Annotated in this window: 16 protein-coding genes; 10 read left to right on the top strand and 6 right to left on the bottom strand. The window is 70.7% G+C overall.

All coding sequences use genetic code 11. From position 1 onward, the window contains the following. Nucleotides 1–218 precede the first annotated feature (218 nt). The 4 genes from AWX74_RS27245 (at nt 219) to AWX74_RS27230 (ending at nt 4,401) form a co-directional block, all read left to right on the top strand. Nucleotides 219–1,373: a thiolase family protein gene (locus AWX74_RS27245; protein WP_091282829.1), complete on the top strand. Its 1,155-nt coding sequence runs from the start codon at nt 219–221 to the stop codon at nt 1,371–1,373. Nucleotides 1,374–1,650: 277 nt separating this feature from the next. Next, nucleotides 1,651–2,154, top strand: coding sequence for a 2Fe-2S iron-sulfur cluster-binding protein (locus AWX74_RS27240; RefSeq protein WP_091282827.1), 504 nt, complete (start codon nt 1,651–1,653; stop codon nt 2,152–2,154). A gap of 183 nt (nt 2,155–2,337) precedes the next feature. Beyond that, nucleotides 2,338–3,804, top strand: a complete 1,467-nt coding sequence (locus AWX74_RS27235) for an MFS transporter (protein WP_091282826.1) — start codon at nt 2,338–2,340, stop codon at nt 3,802–3,804. Between the two features lie 39 nt (nt 3,805–3,843). Continuing rightward, nucleotides 3,844–4,401, top strand: coding sequence for a MarR family winged helix-turn-helix transcriptional regulator (locus AWX74_RS27230; protein WP_091282824.1), 558 nt, complete (start codon nt 3,844–3,846; stop codon nt 4,399–4,401). Here the strand turns inward: AWX74_RS27230 and AWX74_RS27225 are convergent. Together AWX74_RS27225 and AWX74_RS27220 are read right to left on the bottom strand one after the other, a co-directional pair. Further along, nucleotides 4,395–5,840 (bottom strand): serine hydrolase domain-containing protein, encoded by a 1,446-nt coding sequence (locus AWX74_RS27225; RefSeq protein ID WP_091282822.1) that lies wholly within the window; start codon nt 5,838–5,840, stop codon nt 4,395–4,397. The genes AWX74_RS27230 and AWX74_RS27225 overlap by 7 nt on opposite strands. 48 nt (nt 5,841–5,888) lie before the next feature. Then, nucleotides 5,889–6,212: a DUF6221 family protein gene (locus tag AWX74_RS27220; RefSeq protein ID WP_091282820.1), complete on the bottom strand. Its 324-nt coding sequence runs from the start codon at nt 6,210–6,212 to the stop codon at nt 5,889–5,891. A gap of 77 nt (nt 6,213–6,289) precedes the next feature. Between AWX74_RS27220 and AWX74_RS27215 the strand changes: the two genes are divergently transcribed. Next, a complete protein-coding gene (locus AWX74_RS27215; RefSeq protein ID WP_091282818.1) occupies nt 6,290–7,324 on the top strand; it encodes a hypothetical protein in 1,035 nt (344 codons plus the stop codon). On the opposite strand, the gene AWX74_RS27210 is transcribed toward AWX74_RS27215, so the two are convergent. Further along, nucleotides 7,318–7,908, bottom strand: coding sequence for a TetR/AcrR family transcriptional regulator (locus tag AWX74_RS27210; protein ID WP_131799543.1), 591 nt, complete (start codon nt 7,906–7,908; stop codon nt 7,318–7,320). The two genes, AWX74_RS27215 and AWX74_RS27210, sit on opposite strands and share 7 nt — an antisense overlap. A 388-nt stretch (nt 7,909–8,296) precedes the next feature. Between AWX74_RS27210 and AWX74_RS27205 the strand changes: the two genes are divergently transcribed. From AWX74_RS27205 to AWX74_RS27195, 3 genes are all read left to right on the top strand, one after another. Then, nucleotides 8,297–9,625 (top strand): ABC transporter substrate-binding protein, encoded by a 1,329-nt coding sequence (locus tag AWX74_RS27205; protein WP_091282814.1) that lies wholly within the window; start codon nt 8,297–8,299, stop codon nt 9,623–9,625. Between the two features lie 285 nt (nt 9,626–9,910). Next, the gene (locus AWX74_RS27200) at nt 9,911–10,288 is read left to right on the top strand and encodes a hypothetical protein (protein WP_091282812.1); all 378 of its coding nucleotides are present in this window, start codon (nt 9,911–9,913) and stop codon (nt 10,286–10,288) included. Beyond that, a complete protein-coding gene (locus AWX74_RS27195) occupies nt 10,285–12,474 on the top strand; it encodes a carbon starvation CstA family protein (RefSeq protein WP_091282810.1) in 2,190 nt (729 codons plus the stop codon). The genes AWX74_RS27200 and AWX74_RS27195 overlap by 4 nt, the downstream gene beginning before the upstream one ends. Before the next feature lie 8 nt (nt 12,475–12,482). Here AWX74_RS27195 and AWX74_RS27190 read toward each other — a convergent pair whose 3' ends face one another. Continuing rightward, nucleotides 12,483–13,070 carry a dihydrofolate reductase family protein gene (locus AWX74_RS27190; RefSeq protein ID WP_091282808.1) on the bottom strand — a complete coding sequence of 196 codons (588 nt, stop codon included), beginning with the start codon at nt 13,068–13,070 and terminating at the stop codon, nt 12,483–12,485. 187 nt (nt 13,071–13,257) lie between these two features. Then, nucleotides 13,258–13,986, bottom strand: a complete 729-nt coding sequence (locus AWX74_RS27185) for an SGNH/GDSL hydrolase family protein (RefSeq protein ID WP_091282806.1) — start codon at nt 13,984–13,986, stop codon at nt 13,258–13,260. A 461-nt stretch (nt 13,987–14,447) separates the two neighbouring features. Here AWX74_RS27185 and AWX74_RS27180 point away from each other — a divergent pair, with 461 nt between their 5' ends. Next, nucleotides 14,448–15,209: a polysaccharide deacetylase family protein gene (locus AWX74_RS27180; protein ID WP_091282804.1), complete on the top strand. Its 762-nt coding sequence runs from the start codon at nt 14,448–14,450 to the stop codon at nt 15,207–15,209. A gap of 38 nt (nt 15,210–15,247) precedes the next feature. Here the strand turns inward: AWX74_RS27180 and AWX74_RS27175 are convergent, their stop codons facing one another. Next, entirely contained in the window at nt 15,248–16,507 is a 1,260-nt protein-coding gene (locus AWX74_RS27175; protein ID WP_193209730.1) for a PucR family transcriptional regulator, read from the bottom strand. A gap of 175 nt (nt 16,508–16,682) precedes the next feature. Between AWX74_RS27175 and AWX74_RS27170 the strand changes: the two genes are divergently transcribed. After that, nucleotides 16,683–17,864, top strand: coding sequence for an NAD(P)/FAD-dependent oxidoreductase (locus AWX74_RS27170; RefSeq protein ID WP_091282800.1), 1,182 nt, complete (start codon nt 16,683–16,685; stop codon nt 17,862–17,864). The last annotated feature ends 7 nt before the right edge of the window (nt 17,865–17,871 follow it).

Here is a 17,871-nt window from a genome sequence, read left to right as displayed (position 1 = left end):
CCAGATCGCTGCTGGAGACCGACGGGTTCAGACCGCAACCACACCCTCGATTGGGATGAGCCCCCAAACCCCTGGTGGCGCTGGCGGTGGAGTCGGTCGACCTCCGTGACAACCGGCAGGCGAATAGCATCGTGCCCGCGCTGGGGTTAGCCACGACTTGCGTCGTCTGCAAGAGTGAATGCATACTCAGCAACGCTGCCAACTGAGGGGACGTCGTCATGCGTGATGCGGTGATCGTCGAGGCGGTGCGGACGCCGGTCGGCAAGCGGAACGGTGGGCTGTCGGGTGTGCACCCGACGGACCTGTCCGCGCACGTGCTGTCCACGCTGGTCGAGCGCGCGGGCGTCGACCCGGCTCTCGTGGAGGACGTCGTCTGGGGCTGCGTCGGCCAGGTCGGCGAGCAGACGTTCGACATCGCCCGTAACGCGGCGCTCGGCGCGGGCTTCCCGGAGACGGTGACCGGTGTGACCGTCGACCGGCAGTGCGGGTCGTCCCAGCAGGCGGTGCACTTCGCCGCTGCCGGGGTGGTCGCCGGCCACTACGACTTCGTCATCGCCGGTGGCGTCGAGTCGATGTCCCGGGTGCCGATGGGCAGCGCGCTGATGGACAAGGTGCCGTTCGGTGAGCGTTACCTCGCCCGCTACAACAACGCCTTTCCCGACCAGGGCGTCGGCGCCGAGATGATCGCCGAACGCTGGGGCTTCTCCCGGACGCAGTGCGACGAGTTCGCGATCAGCTCCCACGAGAAGGCCGCAGCCGCCCAGGACGAGGGCCGGTTCGACGCGCAGATCGCGCCGGTCACGCTGGCCGACGGCACGGTCATCAGCAAGGACGAGGGCATCCGCCGCGGCGGCACCGTCGAGGGCCTCGCGAAGCTGAAGACCGTGTTCAGGACGGTGGAGGACGGCGGCGTGATCACGGCGGCGAACTCCTCCCAGATCTCCGACGGCTCGGCAGCGCTGCTGATCACCACCAGCGAGAAGGCCGCCGAGCTGGGCCTTCGGCCGATCGCCCGGATCCACACCGCCGTCCTCGCGGGCAGCGACCCGGTCATCATGCTGACCGCGCCGATCCCCGCCACCCAGAAGGCGCTCACCAGGTCCGGGCTCAAGATCGACGACATCGGCGCGTTCGAGGTCAACGAGGCGTTCGCTCCGGTACCGCTGGCCTGGCTCGCCGACATCGGCGCCGACGCGAAGGCGCTCAACCCGCTCGGCGGCGCGATCGCGCTCGGCCACCCGCTCGGCGGTTCCGGTGCCCGGATCATGACGACGCTGGTCAATCACATGCGTGACAACGGCATCCGCTACGGCCTGCAGACCATGTGCGAGGGCGGCGGCCAGGCCAACGCCACCATCCTCGAGCTGCTCTGACCCGTCGGGTCTGACTCGTCGGGTCTGACCCGTCGGGCCCTGCTCCACCGACGTCTGTCTCCCGGAGGTCTGTCCCACCGGCCCCGCGTGGGTCTCCTCGTCCGCCGTGACGGGGGAGAGGCGACGCGGGTGTTGGTGGTGGGCGAGATTTAAGTAGTGAGTATTTACTCCATTCCGGAAGGTCGGCTCGGTACCCCTCTCGTCCAGGACCCCGCCCACCGAAACCGTCTGAAGCCGTCGTCGACGGCGTTGCCGGCGGCCGAGGAAGGATGGAGGTGTGAAGGATCCGCGGCCGGGTGGACCGGTGGTGCGCGTCGAGCCTCTCGGTGTCGAGCTCACGGTCGAATCCGGGGAGACGATCATCGAGGCCGCGTGGCGGCTTGGGTACCACTGGCCCACGACCTGCCATGGGCAGGGGGCGTGCACGGTCTGCCGCCTGGAGGTCGTCCGTGGCGCCGAGCATCTCGTCGCGCCAGACGCCGAGGAGGTCGGCGCTCTTGAGCCCCTGCTCTCCGGCAGGCCGCCTCGCGGTCTCGTGGGCGTCGAGGGTGCCGCGGGCGTCGAGGGTGTCGCGGGCATGGAGGGTGTCGCGCGCATGGAGGGTGCCGCAGGCGTCGAGGGTGTCGCGGGTCCCGCGGACGTTGTGGGCGCATCCGACCTCATGGGCGTCGGCAACCTGCGGCTGGCCTGCCGGGTCCGGGTGACCGGTGACGCCGTCGTCCGCAAGAAGGGCGTCCACCGCGTGCAGACCGTGACGTTGTCGGACGACGGTCTGCTCTGACACGGCGTTCCGCCCCGCCTGGCACTGCCCACCTCGTCTGGGCGACCGGACCGTACGGTCCTGCCCGTCGGCTGCGGCGGGTGTATCGCCTGTCACTCGGCCTGGTCTGACGTCAGCACCACATGCATGTACTATGCATACGTTGCATGTATCAAGCATGTAGGTGCGGACGAAAGTTGGATCATGTCGCTTGCCTCGGGTGCCAGGACGGCGCCGCCGATCGTGTCGGTGATCGCGTTGTGCATCGGCGGGATGGCCACCGCCTTCACCCAGACGCTGGTGATCCCGCTGCAGACCGAGCTGCCCCGTCTGCTGGGCACCTCGGCGTCCAACTCGGCCTGGGTCGTCACCGTCACCCTGCTGGCCGCTTCGGTGTTCATGGTGGTCGCGGGTCGACTCGCGGACCTGTTCGGCAAGCAGCGGGTGCTCATGGCGAGCGCGGGTGCGCTCATCGTCGGGTCGTTGGTGTGCGCGCTGTCGAGCTCGCTGACACCGATGCTGGTGGGCCGTGCCCTGCAGGGCATGTCGATCGGTTTCATCCCGGTCGGCATCTCGCTCATCCGGGAGATCACCCCGCCGCGGATGGCGCCGACGGCCCTGGCCGCGATGAGCGCCACCCTGGGGGTCGGCGGTGCGATCGGCCTTCCGCTGGCCGCCTGGATCGTCGACGTCGGTGGCTGGCACACCGTGTTCTGGGTCTCGACGGCCGTGGCCGCGGTCGTGTTCGTGCTCGCGGCTGTCGCCATCCCGCACATTCATGACGGCCACGAGGGCCGCTTCGACGTGCTGGGCGCGCTCGGCCTCGCGGTGGGCCTGGTCGTGTTCCTGGTCGGTATCTCCAAGGCCACCGCCTGGGGCTGGGGCGATGCCCGCACCCTCGGTGCGATCGCCGGGGGCCTGGCCGTCCTGGTGCTCTGGGTCTTCGTCGAGCTGCGTCAGGACGAGCCGCTGGTCGACCTGAGGGCCACCGCGAAACGGCCGGTGCTGATGACCAACATCGCGGCCCTGGCGGTCGGCTTCGGCATGATGGCGCAGTCCATCGTGATTCCGCAGCTGCTCCAGCTGCCGGCGGCCACCGGCTACGGTCTCGGCCAGTCGTTGCAGGCCACCGGGCTGTGGATGGCTCCGGCCGGCCTGATGATGCTCGCGTTCGCCCCGATCTCCAGCAGGTTGATCCGCAGTACCGGCCCGAGGATCACCCTCGTGATCGGCGCGCTGGTCCTGGCCGTCGGATACAGCCTGGGCGTGGTTCTCATGGACGCCCCGTGGCAGCTGCTGATCGTCATGTGTGTCGGCTCCGCCGGTGTCGGCATCGGCTACGCCGCGATGCCCACCCTCATCCTGGACGCCACACCACCCCAGGACGCGGCGGCCGCGGTCGGTCTCAACGCCCTCACCCGCTCGGTCGGCGGCAGCGTGGCGGCCGCGCTCATGGGCACCGTGCTCGCCAGCAACACCACCGCGTTCGAGGGGATTCGGCTACCCGGCGAGGGCGCGTTCACGCTCTGCTTCGGCATCGGTGCCATCGCGGCGTTGGCCGGTGCCGTGATCGCCGCGTTCCTTCCGCGCCGCCGGCGGTCGACCACGGCCACGGTCACGGCGGTGCCGGCAGCGCCGGCCACCGAGGCAGACGTCGTCACCGCCGTCTAGCGTCTGGTACTGCTTGTGTTCCACGTACTGGAGGATGCTATGGACGGCAGCCACACCGCCGGCCCGCCGCACCCTGACCACCGGGCCTGGTCGGAACCCGAGGTCTCGGGGGATCTGAGGTTGGCGGGGGACCTGGGGGAGTCGATCGACGACGAGGCGCTGCGGGCGCTCGGGAACGAGGTTCTGCGGCTCAGCCGGAGGCGGGTCCAGCTTCCCGAGGAGTCGACCCTCGACCGGTCGAGCTTCCGGATCCTCTGGGCGCTGGCGGAAACGGGCCCCCTCTCGATGCGAGAGCTGGAGGAGATGCTGCAACTGGAGCAGTCCACGGTCAGCCGCCAGGTGAAGGCCGCGATCGGCCGTGGTCTCCTCGAGTTCCTGCCCGCGCCCGGCACCCGGCGCCGCCTGCTGCGGGCGACCCCGGAGGGCGAGCGGGTGTACGCGCATGAAGGCGCACTGCGGGCCGAGGTCTTCAAGAAGGCGCTGGCCGAGTTCGGGCCGGACCGGGTGCGGGCCCTCGCCGCCGAGCTGGGCGCGCTCAACGACGCTGTTGACCGCCTGACCGCCGCCGAGCCCGCCCGGACGCCGGGACGTCAGTAGGCCTGCCAGGGGTCCGGGTCGATGCCGCCGGGAATGTCCACGCCGGGGTCGTAGGGCGTGCGGGTGAAGACGAAGGTGCCGATGTCCAGGTGGCCCGCGGTGCCGTCCGCCGCGCGGACGACGCGCAGGGTCTCGCCCGCGTAGTAGCCGTCCAACCCCGTCCAGGTGCCGTCCGGCTCGGCGCGGAAGCGGGAGCCGCGGCCCGTCTGGCCCTGCGGGATGAGCTCCAGCCCGCCGTCGGCGCGCAGGTACATCAGGTGCGGTGCCGGGCCCCAGTGCCACAGGCCGGTGAGCGCCAGCAGCTCCGGGTCGACGGCGGACACCGGGCGCCAGGGCTCCGGGATGCGCGGCTCGTGCTCGGCGACGATCCGGATCAGGTCCGCCGCGATCTGGGCGACCGCGGGCCCTGCCGTCGCGTTCGCCAGGACGACCGCGGCGACGTCGTCGCTTCGGCTCACCCAGACCCCGGCCAGGAATCCCGGCATCGAGCCGGCGTGGCCGTACAGCAGGCGGCCGTCGTGCCGCCGCAGCTGCAGGCCGAGCCCGGTGGCGGTGGTCCAGCCGTCGGCCTTGTCGGGGCCCGAGGTGGGCTGGCGCATCTCGGCCAGGGTGTCGGCGCTCAGGATGTCCTTGTCGCCGCGGGTCAGGAACACCGCCCAACGGGCCAGGTCGGCGGCGGTCGACCAGAGCTGGCCCGCCGGCGCCATCACACCGGTGTCCTGCAGAGGCTCGGGCAGCATCACATCGGCCCAGGGATGGACCGCGAAGCCACCGGCGTGCGGCGCCTGCGGGAGCAGTGTGGTCCGGCTCAGGCCGAGCGGTGCCAACAGCTCCTGGTGCAGCGTGTCGCCCCACGGCTGCCCGCGCAGCCGGCTGACGAGCGCACCGAGCAGCGCGAACCCGGGGTTGGAGTAATGGAACCGGCGGCCCGGCGGATGGCGCAGCGGCGGCTCGTCGAGCACGTCGCCGAGCCGCGGCCGCAGCGTTCCCGGGGTGCGCTCCCACCAGGGCCCGGGAGGTTCGGAGGCGAGGCCCGAGGTGTGGCCGAGCAGGTGGGCGATCGTCAGCGCTCCGGCGCCGCCTGCGGCGCCGACCCCCGCCCCCAGGCCAGCCGCTGCCGCGGCTTCGGCTGTGGGCGTGGCCGCGAGGTCGGGCAGGTGCCGGGCCAGCGGGTCGGCCAGATCCAGCGCCCCCTCGTCCCGTAGGCGCATGACCTGGACCGCGACGAAGGTCTTCGTGATCGAACCGATCCGGTACTGGACGTCCGCGTCCGGGCTGTGCCCGTCGATCATGCTCCGGCCGTCGGCCCAGACCAGTCGCCCGCCGCGTACGACGGCGCCGACCAGCGAGGGCGTGCGCCCCTGTGCCTGCCCGACGGCCAGCCGGTGCAGCAGGGCGCGGCGGGTGCCTGGCAGCAGCTCCTCGGCAGGCACAGCCATCGTCCGTTCCTCCAGGTCGCTGATCGTCCGGCGAATAATACGTCGTGCTCAGCCCTGGTCCGGATCGACGCCGAGCATCCGGGCGGCGGCGCGCAGGGTCGCGCAGGCCCGGCCCTCGGGAACGCTCCACGGCCCGTTCTCGCCCTCGCAGTCGTGTCGGTAGCCGTGCAGCTCGACGATCTCGCGGGCGCCGGCGCACAGCACGAGAACAGTGCTCGGGTTCCACCGGGCGACGTGCGCGGCGGTCGCGGGAGCGACCCCGGTCATGCCGGAGGCCTGCCGCGGATTCCAGATCGACGGCCCCGGGACGGCCCGTGCGGTCCCTTCAAGCTGGCCGATGCGGTCGAGGATTCGGGCGCGTAGATGAGGCACGGTCTCCCCGGCTTGTCGGCGTTGTTCGTTGTTTGTTGCCTGTCCGGAACGGGTGATTTCTGCCATGATCTGAGATCATGAACTTCTCCTCCGCGGAGCCCGGTTCCATAGCGTCCGCGGTGGCGCGGGGCTTCGGTTCCTGGGGCGGTGGCAGGGCGCGGCAGCTGCCGTTCGGCCGCAACCTGACGCACTTTCTTCCCGGTGTCGCCCCGGTTCAGCAGCTTATCGGCGCGAATGCGGATACCGCGGTCGCCGTCGTCGGTATGTCCGCCTACCCGATGGGTGTGGAGATCACGCTGGAAATACGGCTGCGGCACGGCAGCGGGCCGGGCTGGGAGCCCACACTTCCGGGCGGCTGGGAGCACGGGGCGAGCATGATCGTTCCGTTCGCCGTCCGCTTCGCCGACGGGCGTACGGCGAGCAGCATGCCGTGGCCCCGGGAGTTCGCCTGGCCGGCACCCGGCCGCGACGGCGTGGAGCTCGTCGTGTCGGGGCGCGAGGTGTCGGAGCCGGAGGCCGGTCCGCGGGCGGTGGTCCGCTACTGGCTCGCTCCGCTCCCACCTCCCGGGCCCCTGACCCTGCTGGCCGCCTTCCCGGCACGTGGGCTGCAGATCTGCGAGACCGTCGTCGACGCCGCCGTCGTGCGCGCAGCCGCGGAGCGGGCCGTCGTCCTGTGGCCGGATGGGCTCGCGTTGCCCTGTCCCGGCGTCCCGCCGGCCGACCCGGAGGCGGCGGACGAGCAGATCCGAGCCGCCTTCACCACGGCGTTCACCGGTGGGCAGGGCGGCTCCGACCCGGCCGCGGTGGCCGCGGCGACCACCGCGACGCTTGCGGCGATCGAGGGCGGAGAGGCGTTGCGCCCGCTGCTGGAGCAGGTGCGGTCAGCACACCCGGACATGGTGCGGACGGCTCGGCCGAGCATCGACGACATCGTCTTCATCGATCCGGGGCATGCGGCGGTCCGGTTCCGGGTCCACCTGGGGAACGGCCCGGATTTCGGGGAGCAGATCGGCTTCGCCGTCCTCACCGACACCGCGGCGGGGGAGCGCGCCGCCTGGAAGGTCGCCGCCCGTACCTACCGAAAGGTGGTGGGCTGGGGCGGCGTTTATTGAGCCCGCACCCCGTCGACGAGGATGTTCACGAGCCCCCCGAGGTCGGGCTTGGGGTCGTCGGTGAGGCTGGAGAGCACCCGGTAGAGCATGGTGCCGAGGATGGCGTCGATGAGCGCGTCGAGGTCGGCGTCCTTGCGGAGCGTGCCCCGTTCCGCCTCCTGGGTGAGGCGGCTGAGAATCGCGGTGCGGATCGGGTCGGCGAGGTGGTCGTAGAGCCGGGTGGCGTTGGTCTGGCTGTCCACAGCTGCCGCGACAAGCCCGCGAATCATCGCTGACACGACCGGATCGGCCAGCCACAGTCCATACTGCAGCGCCCATTCCTGCAGGTCGGCGCGTAGGTCGCCGGTGTCCGCGGGTGGGGCGATCGCAACCCCGGACTGCGCGGCGAGGACGGCTTGCGCGACCACTGCCGCCTTGGAGGGCCAGCGCCGGTAGATCGTCTGCTTGGCCACGCCCGCCCGGGCGGCGATGCCCTCGACCGAGAGCCGCTCGTAGCCGACAGAGGTGAGCAGGTCCGCAGCGGCGCCGAGGATGGCGCGGTCGGCCTGGTCGCTGCGGGGTCTACCCCGGCGGGCATCGGTCACGGCGCCTAAGCCTAGACACAGGCGCGCCGATGCATTAACAATACGCACCGTTGCGGAGACTTGTGAGGAAGTGGGCGCGGATGGTGGCCGGTGACTCCTGGAGGTCGAGATGGGCAGGTTGCCGTGCGCGGAACCCGGATCCAGCCGGGCCCCGCTGGTGGCCTCGGGCCCGGCCCGTCAGCCGAGGAGCGTGGTCCAGCCGATGGGGCAACCCACGGGTCACCGGGAGGCCCGGCCAATGCCCGGCCGATCGCTACCGGTGATCGGCTCGCGGCCGGGAGCGCGCTGTATCTGATTAAAGGCGACGGAATATGCCCGGGCGCCGAGACACTGGTTCAATTCATCAAGCCTTGCACATCGCATGGCGTTGCGAAGGGATTTCGGTCTGATGAGACGACACTTATCGTGGATTTCCTCTGTCGTTGTCATCGCCGGCCTTCTGGTCGGCGCCTGTTCGAATTCGGGTGACAAGAAGACCCCCGACACCCCGGTGTCGCGTGAGGCCAACGCCTCGCCGGGCGTCACCGCCGACGAGATCCACTTCGCCGCTATCGGCACGAAGACGAACAACCCGCTGGGCACCTGCCTTTACGATTGTTTCATCCAGGGCATCAACGCCTACTTCGACTACCGCAACAGCGAGGGCGGCCTGGACGGCCGTAAGCTGAAGCTCACCACGACGATCGACGACGCCCTTGCCAAGAACAAGGAGGGCTCGCTGCAGATCATCAACGACAATGACACCTTCGCGACCCTGAGCGTCCCGATGCTGGCGACCGGCTGGCCGGACCTGGCCAACGCGGGCATCCCGGTCTACTCCGTCCCGTGGTACCCGGACGACATGAACGGCCACGACTCGATCTACGCGAGCAACGGCGTCGAGTGCATCGCCTGCACCCGCCACTTCATGGCCTACGCTCCCAAGGTCCTCGGTGACAAGAAGATCGCCACCCTGGGTTACGGTGTCTCGCAGAGCTCCAAGGACTGCGCGAACGCGGCGACCGACACCATCAAGCTCTACTCGAAGGAAACCGGCCAGCAGGTCGTCTACACCAACAACGGCATCGCCTTCGGCATCCCGAACGGGATCGGCCCGGAGGTCAGCGCGATGAAGAACGCCGGCGTCGAGTTCATCGTCAGCTGCTTCGACATCAACGGCCAGAAGACGCTGGCCCAGGAGCTCAAGCGGCAGGGCATGGCGGACGTCCCGATCCTGCAGTCGAACTCCTACGACCTGACCTTCATGAAGAACGCCGGTGACCTGTTCGAGGGCGACGTCCTCGGTGTCGCCTTCCGGCCCTTCGAGTCGAACGGGGAGGGCAACGGCCTCGCCCTGTTCAAGAAGTGGATGGAAAAGAGCGGATCGAAGCTGACGGAGCTCGCCGAGTACGGCTGGATCGCCGCCGAGACCGCCTACCAGGGCATCAAGGCCGCTGGCCCCGGATTCACCCAGGCTTCCGTCGTCAAGGCGACGAACGCCCTGACCTCCTTCACCGCGGGCGGCCTCGTCCCGGCGATCGACTGGTCACGTCAGCACGAAATGCCGACCCAGGACGACCCGGCCACCCACGGGCCGAAGCAGGAGTGCATGAGCCTGCTGACCTACAAGGGCGGCAAGTTCGAGTTCATCGGTGGGGCGACCGCCGAGAAGCCGTGGCTGTGCTGGCCGGGCACGGACCGGAAATGGTCCGAGCCGGTTCCGACCGACTTCCAGTAAGTACTCAGTACTCAGCACCCAGCGCTCGGAGCTCCGCGCCCCACCCGTCAGCGGGCCGGCCCCGTGCGCGACAGGCCTCCCGCGGTCGGCCTGGCAGAACAACCTCCCGGATGTCAGGCCGGCCGCAGCGGAGGGAAAGCAGCGCCCCGTCACAGCGTCGTGACGGGGCGCTGCCCCGTTCTGGCTGGCCGCACTGCTGCCGCTCCATCACGTCGGCCTGGGCGCCGAGGCTCGCCGCGGCGACGCGAAAACTGTATGTAGCCGGGTCGTTGCTTTTCGTGTGTCATGTCGGTGGACTCCGCTCATGAGGACGTGCCGGCGTTGATCCGCCTGACCGGCCGTGCGTGCACGGCGCTCCGCGCGGACGAGATGATCGTTTTCGACTGGGCCGCGCTGGGGCTGTGCTGCGGATGCGCCGGCCAGCCGTGGCTGCGCACGGCGCCGAGGGCTGTCACGTGCGGGTACCGCGGCTTCCGCCCGCTCGACACGGACCCGCCCGACCGCGCCGTGGCCCATCCGCGGGCCTACCCGTACCTGGTGGGCCGGGCGATCGCGGTGGACTGCCGCCGCCGGTTCGGGCTGCGGCGCTTCAGCTGCGACCTGCCGCCGGATGTCGGACTCGCGGGTCTGTCCAGCGGGGCGATCAGGGATGGCGGCTCGTGACCGCGCATCGCGTCGTCGTCGACACCGCCGGCAGGGCCGGACGGGCGCGGTCGATCGCCGTCTGGACCATCGTGGCGGTGGCCGGCGGGGTTGGCTGGGCTGTGCTCGCGCTGTCCCGGGGCGAGTCGGTGTCCGCGCTCTGGATGCTGGTCGCGGGCCTGGGCTCCTACGCCATCGCCTTCCGTTTCTACGCACGGTTCCTGGCGGACAGGGTGCTGCGCGTGGATGACACCCGGGCGACGCCGGCCGAGCGCCTCGCCAACGACGTCGACTTCCAGCCGACTGACCGGCGGGTGCTGTTCGGCCACCACTTCGCCGCCATCGCCGGGGCCGGCCCGCTCGTCGGCCCGGTCCTGGCCGCGCAGATGGGCTACCTGCCCGGCACGATCTGGATCGTCGTCGGCGTGATCTTCGCCGGCGCGGTGCAGGACATGATCACCCTGTTCTTCTCGGTGCGCCGTGACGGCAGGAGCCTCGGCCAGCTGGCCCGGGACGAGATCGGCCCGGTAGGCGGGGTGGCCGCGCTGGTCGCCGTCTTCGCAATCATGATCATCTTGTTGGCGGTGCTCGCACTCGTCGTGGTGAACGCGCTCGCGCACTCGCCATGGGGCACCTTCTCGATCGCGATGACGATTCCGATCGCGGTGTTCATGGGTCTCTACCTGCGGGCGATTCGGCCCGGACGAGTGGCCGAGGCGACCGCCCTCGGCGTCGCGGCGTTGTTCGCGGCGATTGTCGCCGGCCGCTGGGTACAGCAGTCGGGGCTCGCCTCCGCTTTCACCCTGAGCCCGAAAGCGCTGGTCATCTGCCTCGTCGGCTACGGTTTCGTCGCCTCGGTGCTGCCGGTGTGGATGCTGCTCGCGCCACGCGACTACCTCTCCACCTTCATGAAGATCGGCACCATCGGTCTGCTCGCCGTGGGTGTTGTCGTCGAGCTCCCGGTGCTCCAGGCGGAGGCGGTCAGCCCCTTCGCGACCAGAGGTAACGGGCCGGTGTTCGCCGGCAGCCTGTTCCCGTTCCTGTTCATCACCATCGCCTGCGGCGCGCTGTCCGGATTCCACGCGCTCGTCGCGTGCGGCACCACCCCGAAAATGATCCAGAAAGAGTCCCAGATACGGCTGGTCGGCTATGGGGCGATGCTGGTCGAGTCCTTCGTCGCGCTGATGGCGCTGATCGCGGCGGCGGCTCTGACCCCTGGCCTCTATTTCGCCATGAACGCGCCCGCCGGAGTGGTCGGGCAGACGGCGGCCTCGGCCTCGGCCGCGGTCGCTCACCTCGGCTTCACCATCACCCCGGACTCACTCGACGCCGCGGCCCGGGCCGTGGGCGAGCCGACGCTGGTAGCCCGTACCGGCGGCGCCCCGACGCTCGCCGTCGGCATGTCCCACATTCTTTCCGGCGCTTTCGGTGGCGGCGGGCTGGCCGCCTTCTGGTACCACTTCGCCATCATGTTCGAGGCGTTGTTCATCCTCACCACCGTGGACGCCGGCACCCGGGTCGGGCGGTTCATGCTTCAGGACACGCTCGGGAACCTGTGGAAACCGATCGGCCGGGTGAGCTGGTGGCCCGGAGTCTGGCTGAGCAGCGCCCTGGTGGTCGGTGCGTGGGGCTATTTCCTGTGGGCCGGGGCGACTGATCCCCTCGGTGGGATCAACCAGCTTTTCCCGCTGTTCGGGATGGCCAACCAGCTGCTCGCGGCCATCGCGCTGACTGTCGCGACCACCCTGCTCGTCAAGAGCGGGCGGGTGCGGTGGGCCTGGGTCACCGGTGCCCCGCTCGCCTGGGATGTCGCCGTCACCTTTACCGCGGCCTGGCAGAAGGTCTTCTCCGCAGACCCCAGGGTCGGGTTCTTCGCCCAGCGGGACCGCTACGCCGACGCTCTCGACGACGGCAGGATTCTGGCACCGGCCAAAAACATCGGTGACATGCACAGGGTCGTGCTGAACTCCACGGTGGACGGTGTCCTGGCGATGCTGTTCGCCCTGCTCGCGCTCGTCGTGCTCGTCGATGCGGCCCGGGTCTGCGCACAGACCATCCGTCGCCGGGTGCCGGTGCCCACCACGGAGGTGGCGCATGTGCCCTCACGGATTGCCGTGCCCCGAGGTCGGTCTGCGAGTGAGGCGGCTGTTCCGCCCACCGCGCACTCGGGGGTAACTACGGCTTCCAAGGCGGATTCACCGCTTTAGCCTGGCGTTCAACCTCGTTTCCGCACCCGATAGCGCAGGTGAAGCACCCGGTTGCCCTGAATCATCACGTCAGGATCCTCCAGCAGGTGCTGCGCGTGGACCGACCCGAAGTAGCGTTTGCCGGACCCGAACACGACGGGTACGACGTCCATGCGCACCTCGTCGACCAGACCTGCGGCAAGCACCTGGCCACCGACCTCGCCGGCGGCGACCTCGACCACGCGGTCGCCCGCAAGCTCCTGTGCCCTGGCAACGGCTGCCTCGACGCCGTCGACGAAGTGAAACGGCGCCTCGGGGGCCCAGCCCTCGGGCTCCGGACGGTGCGTCACGACGACCACGTGGTCGATCCCGCTCGGAGGCTTCCCGCCCCAGCCGTCCGTGATGTCGAAGACGTGGCGGCCGACGAGTGTCACCCCGATCTGGTCCCAGTACGGCCGGGTGTAGTCGTAGGACGTCCGCGACACCCTCAGCTCGCCGCTCTCGTCCAACGGGACGTCACCGCTGGTCAACCAGTCGAACAGCGGTCCGGGCTGGTCATTCTCGTCCGCGACGAAGCCGTCCACCGACACCGAGCTGTACATGACCACCTTGCCCACGGGCACTCCTCTGCTTCTGGGTGGCCCCAAAACTAGCGTGGCGTGAGCTGTCGCTCCGGTAGGAAATCAATCGGCCGGTCGCGACCAGCCGTCCAGCGCGTGGCCGGAATGTTCGCGCAGGAACCGCCGCAGGAACCGCTGCCGGGCTTCGACGCCGTGCCGCTGGTGCTCGACATCGACGAGCCCGTCAGGCGGCGGCGGTGTCCTCCGGCTGGGCGGCCTCCGCGAGGGCGCGGCCGAAGCGTTCGGCACCGAAGGAACGGGTCGGGCAGGGGGTCATCGGCGGCATGATGATCGGGCAGAAGTGCACACCGTCCGGGCTGCGCACGGGTACCTGCCCATCCTTCTCGCAGGCTTCGCCGGCCTCGCAGGCCAACCGCGGCATGAACAGGCCCTTGATGGTGAGGACCTCCCCTGCCGGGGCCACCCGGACGTTCGTCCGCATGCTGGCGATGTCGCGCCACAGCCGGTCGAGCTCGGTCAGCCCGTCGGCCCCGACCGGCTGGTCCTTGCGGGGCGGGGAGTCGGTGAGAACGACTTCGACCCCGCGGCGGGTCAGGATCTCGACGGCCTCCGTGACGTCCGTGCGGTAGGCGGTGAGCAGGTCCCGGTCGCGCATGCAGTCGGAGCCGGTGTTGCCGGAGAACGAGAGCACGGCGACGGTCGGATCCCAGCGGCGGGCCTGTTTACGCATGTCGTCGAGCCAGTCGCAGGGGGCCGTGCCGCCCCAGGTCCGGGTGAGCGTCTTGCTGGAGCCGTCCGCCTGCGCGGCCGCGACGAACGATTCGTGGGCCTCCCAGGCCAGCGAGTCGCCCCAGAGGACGATCCGTGCCTCGTCCGGGTCCTGCCGGCCGGCGCTGAGCGCGATCCCGGCGAGAACGATGGCGCCCACGAACATCCAGCCGATAGCGCCCATGCGTGGGATGTTCAGCGCGACTCCCCTCCAGTTCGCCGACGCGTGATCGCCGGGACCCAGTCCCGGACCAGTATCACGTTCGGACACGGACAGACCACGCGGTGACATCGTCCTGCATCCGCGTGAGCGAGCCGCTGCCAGGGGCCACGGTTGGTCGTCCGTAGGAGGTGGCTGTCGATAGGGGGCCACGACGGACGTCCATCGGAACCCCGGTGCTGCCGGCCATCGCGTTGCGGTGTCGAGTCGGACCGGATGGCCTTGTCGTTGTTACGCGCCGAGGGCGCCGGCCCCTGCTTCAGTCAACTCCCCGACACAAATACCACGCATGGTGGTGACGGAACGTGCGGGTCGCGCGGAACGGCCACGACGGTGTGGGACAGTGTGCATCGGGGACTGGTCCGGCATGGGGCCTGACTGGTAACGGTCTGACTGGTAACGGCTTGGCGCACGGCGGTGGGGGCATGCGACGACAGGAAGCGCGACGGGGCCGCGCGGGAACGGGTCTCGCGACGGTGGGCGGTGGTCTCGTGGCGGCCAGCGCGCTGCTTTACGGTCTGCCGTCACTGGCGACGTTTCGCGGGCTGCGCACCGCGGTCGCGCCCGCGCTGGCCGGCGTTGGCCGCGCCGACCATGTCGCTCTGACCTTCGACGACGGTCCCGACCCGGCCTCAACCCCGAGCTTCCTCGAGGTGCTGGACGAGCTCGACGTCCGCGCCACCTTCTTCGTCCTCGGCGGGATGGCGCAGCGCTCGCCCGGCCTGGTGCGGGAGATGGCCGCGGCGGGGCACGAGCTGGCCGTCCATGGGTGGGACCACCGCCCGATGCTGCTGCGGGGCCCGATGTCGACCTACGACCAGCTGGCGCGGACCCGTGACCTGCTGGCCGAGACGACCGGCCGGGCGCCGCGGTACGTCCGGCCGCCACACGGGGTGCTGTCGTCCGGGGTGCTCGCCGCCTCCCACCGCCTCGGCCTCACCCCCGTGCTGTGGACGGCCTGGGGCCGGGACTGGACGGCGACCGCCACCGCGTCCAACGTGCTGGCGACGATCGAGCCGGACCTGCGGGGTGGCGCCACGGTGCTGCTGCACGACAGCGACTGCACCTCGGCGCCCGGGGCGTGGCGCAGCGCGCTGGGGGCGCTGCCCGAGCTCGCGGCCCGCTGCGACGACGCGGGCCTTCAGCTCGGCCCGCTCGCCGAGCACGGTCTACGTCCCTACGCCTGAGGCGCCCCATGCCTGAGGTGCTCTATGTCTGACGTGCTCTATGTCTGACGCGCGCCCCACGCCTGAGGCGTTCCACGGCTGAGCATCTGGCGTAGTTTCAGGCCCAGGTGCAGGGCGAGGCGGTCGTTTCCGTCGCGCAGGTCCAGGCCGGTGAGGTCGACGATGCGGCCCAGGCGGTAGTAGAGCGTGGTGCGGTGGATGACCAGGCGCGCCGCGGTGCGGGCCGGGTCTCCGCCGAGGTCCAGGTACGTCTCCAGGGTCTGGACCAGCGCACCGGACCGGTCCGCGGCGAGCAGGCGGCGCAGCCCGGCCGGTAGCGCACTGGACTCCAGGGATTCCAGTGGCAGCCGCGCGAGCAGCCCGTACACACCCAGTTGGTCGGAGAACACCGTCTGGCCGAGCGACGGGACCAGGCGGGCGACCCGGGTCGTCTCCAGCGCCTCGCGGTAGCTGCCGGCGCCCTCCCGCAGGGCGGGGCGTTCCGGCCCGAGCCCCACCCAGACAGCGGACGCCGGCAGGTGAGTCGCGAGGTCCGCGTGGATCCGCTCGGCCTCCGCCCGCAGCGCCTCGCGTCGGGGCAGCCTGGGGTGCATCAGGAGCAGGATGCCGCCGGTGGCGCTGGTGGCCATGCCCAGCGCCCGCGTCGGGGTGAGGCGCTGCCGCGCCCGCCGCAGGGCCAGATCCAGCTCGACGGTCCCGGCCGGGCTGGCGGTCCCGGCATGGGAATCGGGGGCGGTGGCGGCGTGGTCGATCACGACGGCCGCGGCCAGCACCCGGGCGTCCGGTGCGATGCCGTGGTCGGCCACGAGCCGGGCGGCGGCGTGTCGGCGCACCTCGTCGTCCGGGTTGAGGATGTCCCGCAGCAGCTCGCGTTCGGAGGCCCGGCGCAGGTCGTCGAGCAGGCGTTCGCGGAAGAGCACCTCGCCAGCGGCCGCGGCGGCAGCGCGCGCCGGCTCCAGATCGTCGTCCGGCACGGGTGTCGGCTCGTCGAACAGCCAGAGGTAGCCGAGCAGCGTCCCGGAGCAGCGGACCGGCACGCAGAGCCGCGCGAACGAGCCGAGCCGCGGGCTGGCGGGGATCCGCACCGGACCGGTGGCCGTGTCGATGCCGAAGTCGCGCGCGTGCCGGGTGACGGTGTTCTCCGACCGTGGCCGGCGCAGCATGATCGAGTCGATCCGGAACTGGTCGACGGGCTCCTCGTGCGCGGTGTGCGCCAGCAACCGGGAGTCCAGATCGTCGATCGCGACCGAACGGCCCAGCCGCGCGGCCAGGTCCTCCGCGATGTCCTGCAGCCCCATGTTCGGTGCCGCCTTTCCGACCTGATGCGGTTCACCCTCGTTCACGGGCTCGGTTGGTTCATCTGTCGCATCCTGCTCCTCATTCTTCCTACAGCAGGTGGAGGTGATGAGGACGACCACTGACTAGCGTCGGGACGGGCGCGGGGCAGGCGGCCCGTACGCATCAGGAGGTGGCATGTCAGGCAGACGAGTAGTGATCGTGGGCGGTGGGCTGATCGGTCTGTCAATCGCCCGGGCCCTGACCGCGCGCGGGGTGGGTGACGTGCTGATCCTCGAACGGGCGACGCTGAACAGCGGCGGCACCGGCAAGTCGAGCGGCATCGTGCGCTGCCACTACGGTGTGCCCTCGATCGCCGCGATGGCCTGGCGGAGCCTGCCGGTCTTCGAGGAGCTCGGCGAGGCCATCGGGTTCAGCCAGGTCGGTTACATGGTCGCCGTCGGGCCCGAGAACGTGGAGCCGCTGCGGGCCAACACCACGACCCACCAGTCGCTCGGGATCGACGTCGAGCTGATCGACCATGACCGGGCCGGGGCGCTGTGGCCGTACCTGCGCCTCGACGACCTGGCCGCGTTCTCCTACGAGCCACGAGGCGGATACGCGGATGCCTCACAGCTGGCGACCCAGTTCGGTTTCCAGGCCCGTGACGGTGGCGCCCGCATCCGACAGAGCACGCCGGTGACCCGCGTCCTGACCGCCGGCGACGCGGTCACGGGTGTCGAGCTGGCCGGTGGTGAGAAGGTCGAGGCCGACATCGTCGTCGTGGCGGCGGGCTGGTGGTCGGGTGCGCTGATGGCCGGCGTCGGCGTCGAGCTGCCCATCGAGTCGCTGCGCTCGGAGCTGCTCGTCGTCGACGCCGGTGTGCCGCTGCGCGACCTTCCGGTCCTCTCCGACCTGGTGAGCCTGCAGTACGCGCGGATCGAGGGCTCCGGTGAGCTGCTGGTCGGCAACAGCGACCACAGCCGGCCGAAGTTCGCCGACCCGGACGACTACTCCAACCGGGCCAGCGAGGCCGGGCTGGAACGGGCCGCAGAGAAGGTGCTGCACCGCTTCGCGAAGTTCCCCGAGCCTTCGGTCGCCCACACCTACGCCGGCTGCTACGACATCACCCCCGACTGGAACCCGGTCATCGCGCCGGTCGCGCCGGCCGGCCCGGCCGGCCTGTTCCTGGCGGCCGGTTTCAGCGGCCACGGGTTCAAGATCAGCCCGGCGGTCGGCACCCTGATGGCCGACCTGATCCTCGACGGCGACAGCCGCGACCCGGACATCCCGGCGGCGGACTTCCGGCTCGGGCGTTTCGCCGAGGACGACCTGCTGACCAGCCGGTACCCGTACGTCGGTGCCGGCGAGATGCGATGAGCCGGGA

This window comes from Parafrankia irregularis (assembly GCF_001536285.1).
Taxonomy (GTDB): Bacteria; Actinomycetota; Actinomycetes; order Frankiales; family Frankiaceae; genus Parafrankia; species Parafrankia irregularis.
Note: the sequence above shows the minus strand (reverse complement) of the source record. Positions and strands in the feature narration are given on the sequence as shown.

Coding starts and splice junctions, on each gene's coding strand:
- AWX74_RS27245 (WP_091282829.1), top strand. CDS start 219: ATGCGTGATGCGGTGATCGTCGAGGCGGTGCGGACGCCGGTCGGCAAG.
- AWX74_RS27235 (WP_091282826.1), top strand. CDS start 2,338: ATGTCGCTTGCCTCGGGTGCCAGGACGGCGCCGCCGATCGTGTCGGTG.
- AWX74_RS27230 (WP_091282824.1), top strand. CDS start 3,844: ATGGACGGCAGCCACACCGCCGGCCCGCCGCACCCTGACCACCGGGCC.
- AWX74_RS27225 (WP_091282822.1), bottom strand. CDS start 5,840: ATGGCTGTGCCTGCCGAGGAGCTGCTGCCAGGCACCCGCCGCGCCCTG.
- AWX74_RS27215 (WP_091282818.1), top strand. CDS start 6,290: ATGAACTTCTCCTCCGCGGAGCCCGGTTCCATAGCGTCCGCGGTGGCG.
- AWX74_RS27205 (WP_091282814.1), top strand. CDS start 8,297: ATGAGACGACACTTATCGTGGATTTCCTCTGTCGTTGTCATCGCCGGC.
- AWX74_RS27200 (WP_091282812.1), top strand. CDS start 9,911: ATGTCGGTGGACTCCGCTCATGAGGACGTGCCGGCGTTGATCCGCCTG.
- AWX74_RS27185 (WP_091282806.1), bottom strand. CDS start 13,986: ATGGGCGCTATCGGCTGGATGTTCGTGGGCGCCATCGTTCTCGCCGGG.
- AWX74_RS27180 (WP_091282804.1), top strand. CDS start 14,448: ATGCGACGACAGGAAGCGCGACGGGGCCGCGCGGGAACGGGTCTCGCG.
- AWX74_RS27175 (WP_193209730.1), bottom strand. CDS start 16,507: ATGGGGCTGCAGGACATCGCGGAGGACCTGGCCGCGCGGCTGGGCCGT.
- AWX74_RS27170 (WP_091282800.1), top strand. CDS start 16,683: ATGTCAGGCAGACGAGTAGTGATCGTGGGCGGTGGGCTGATCGGTCTG.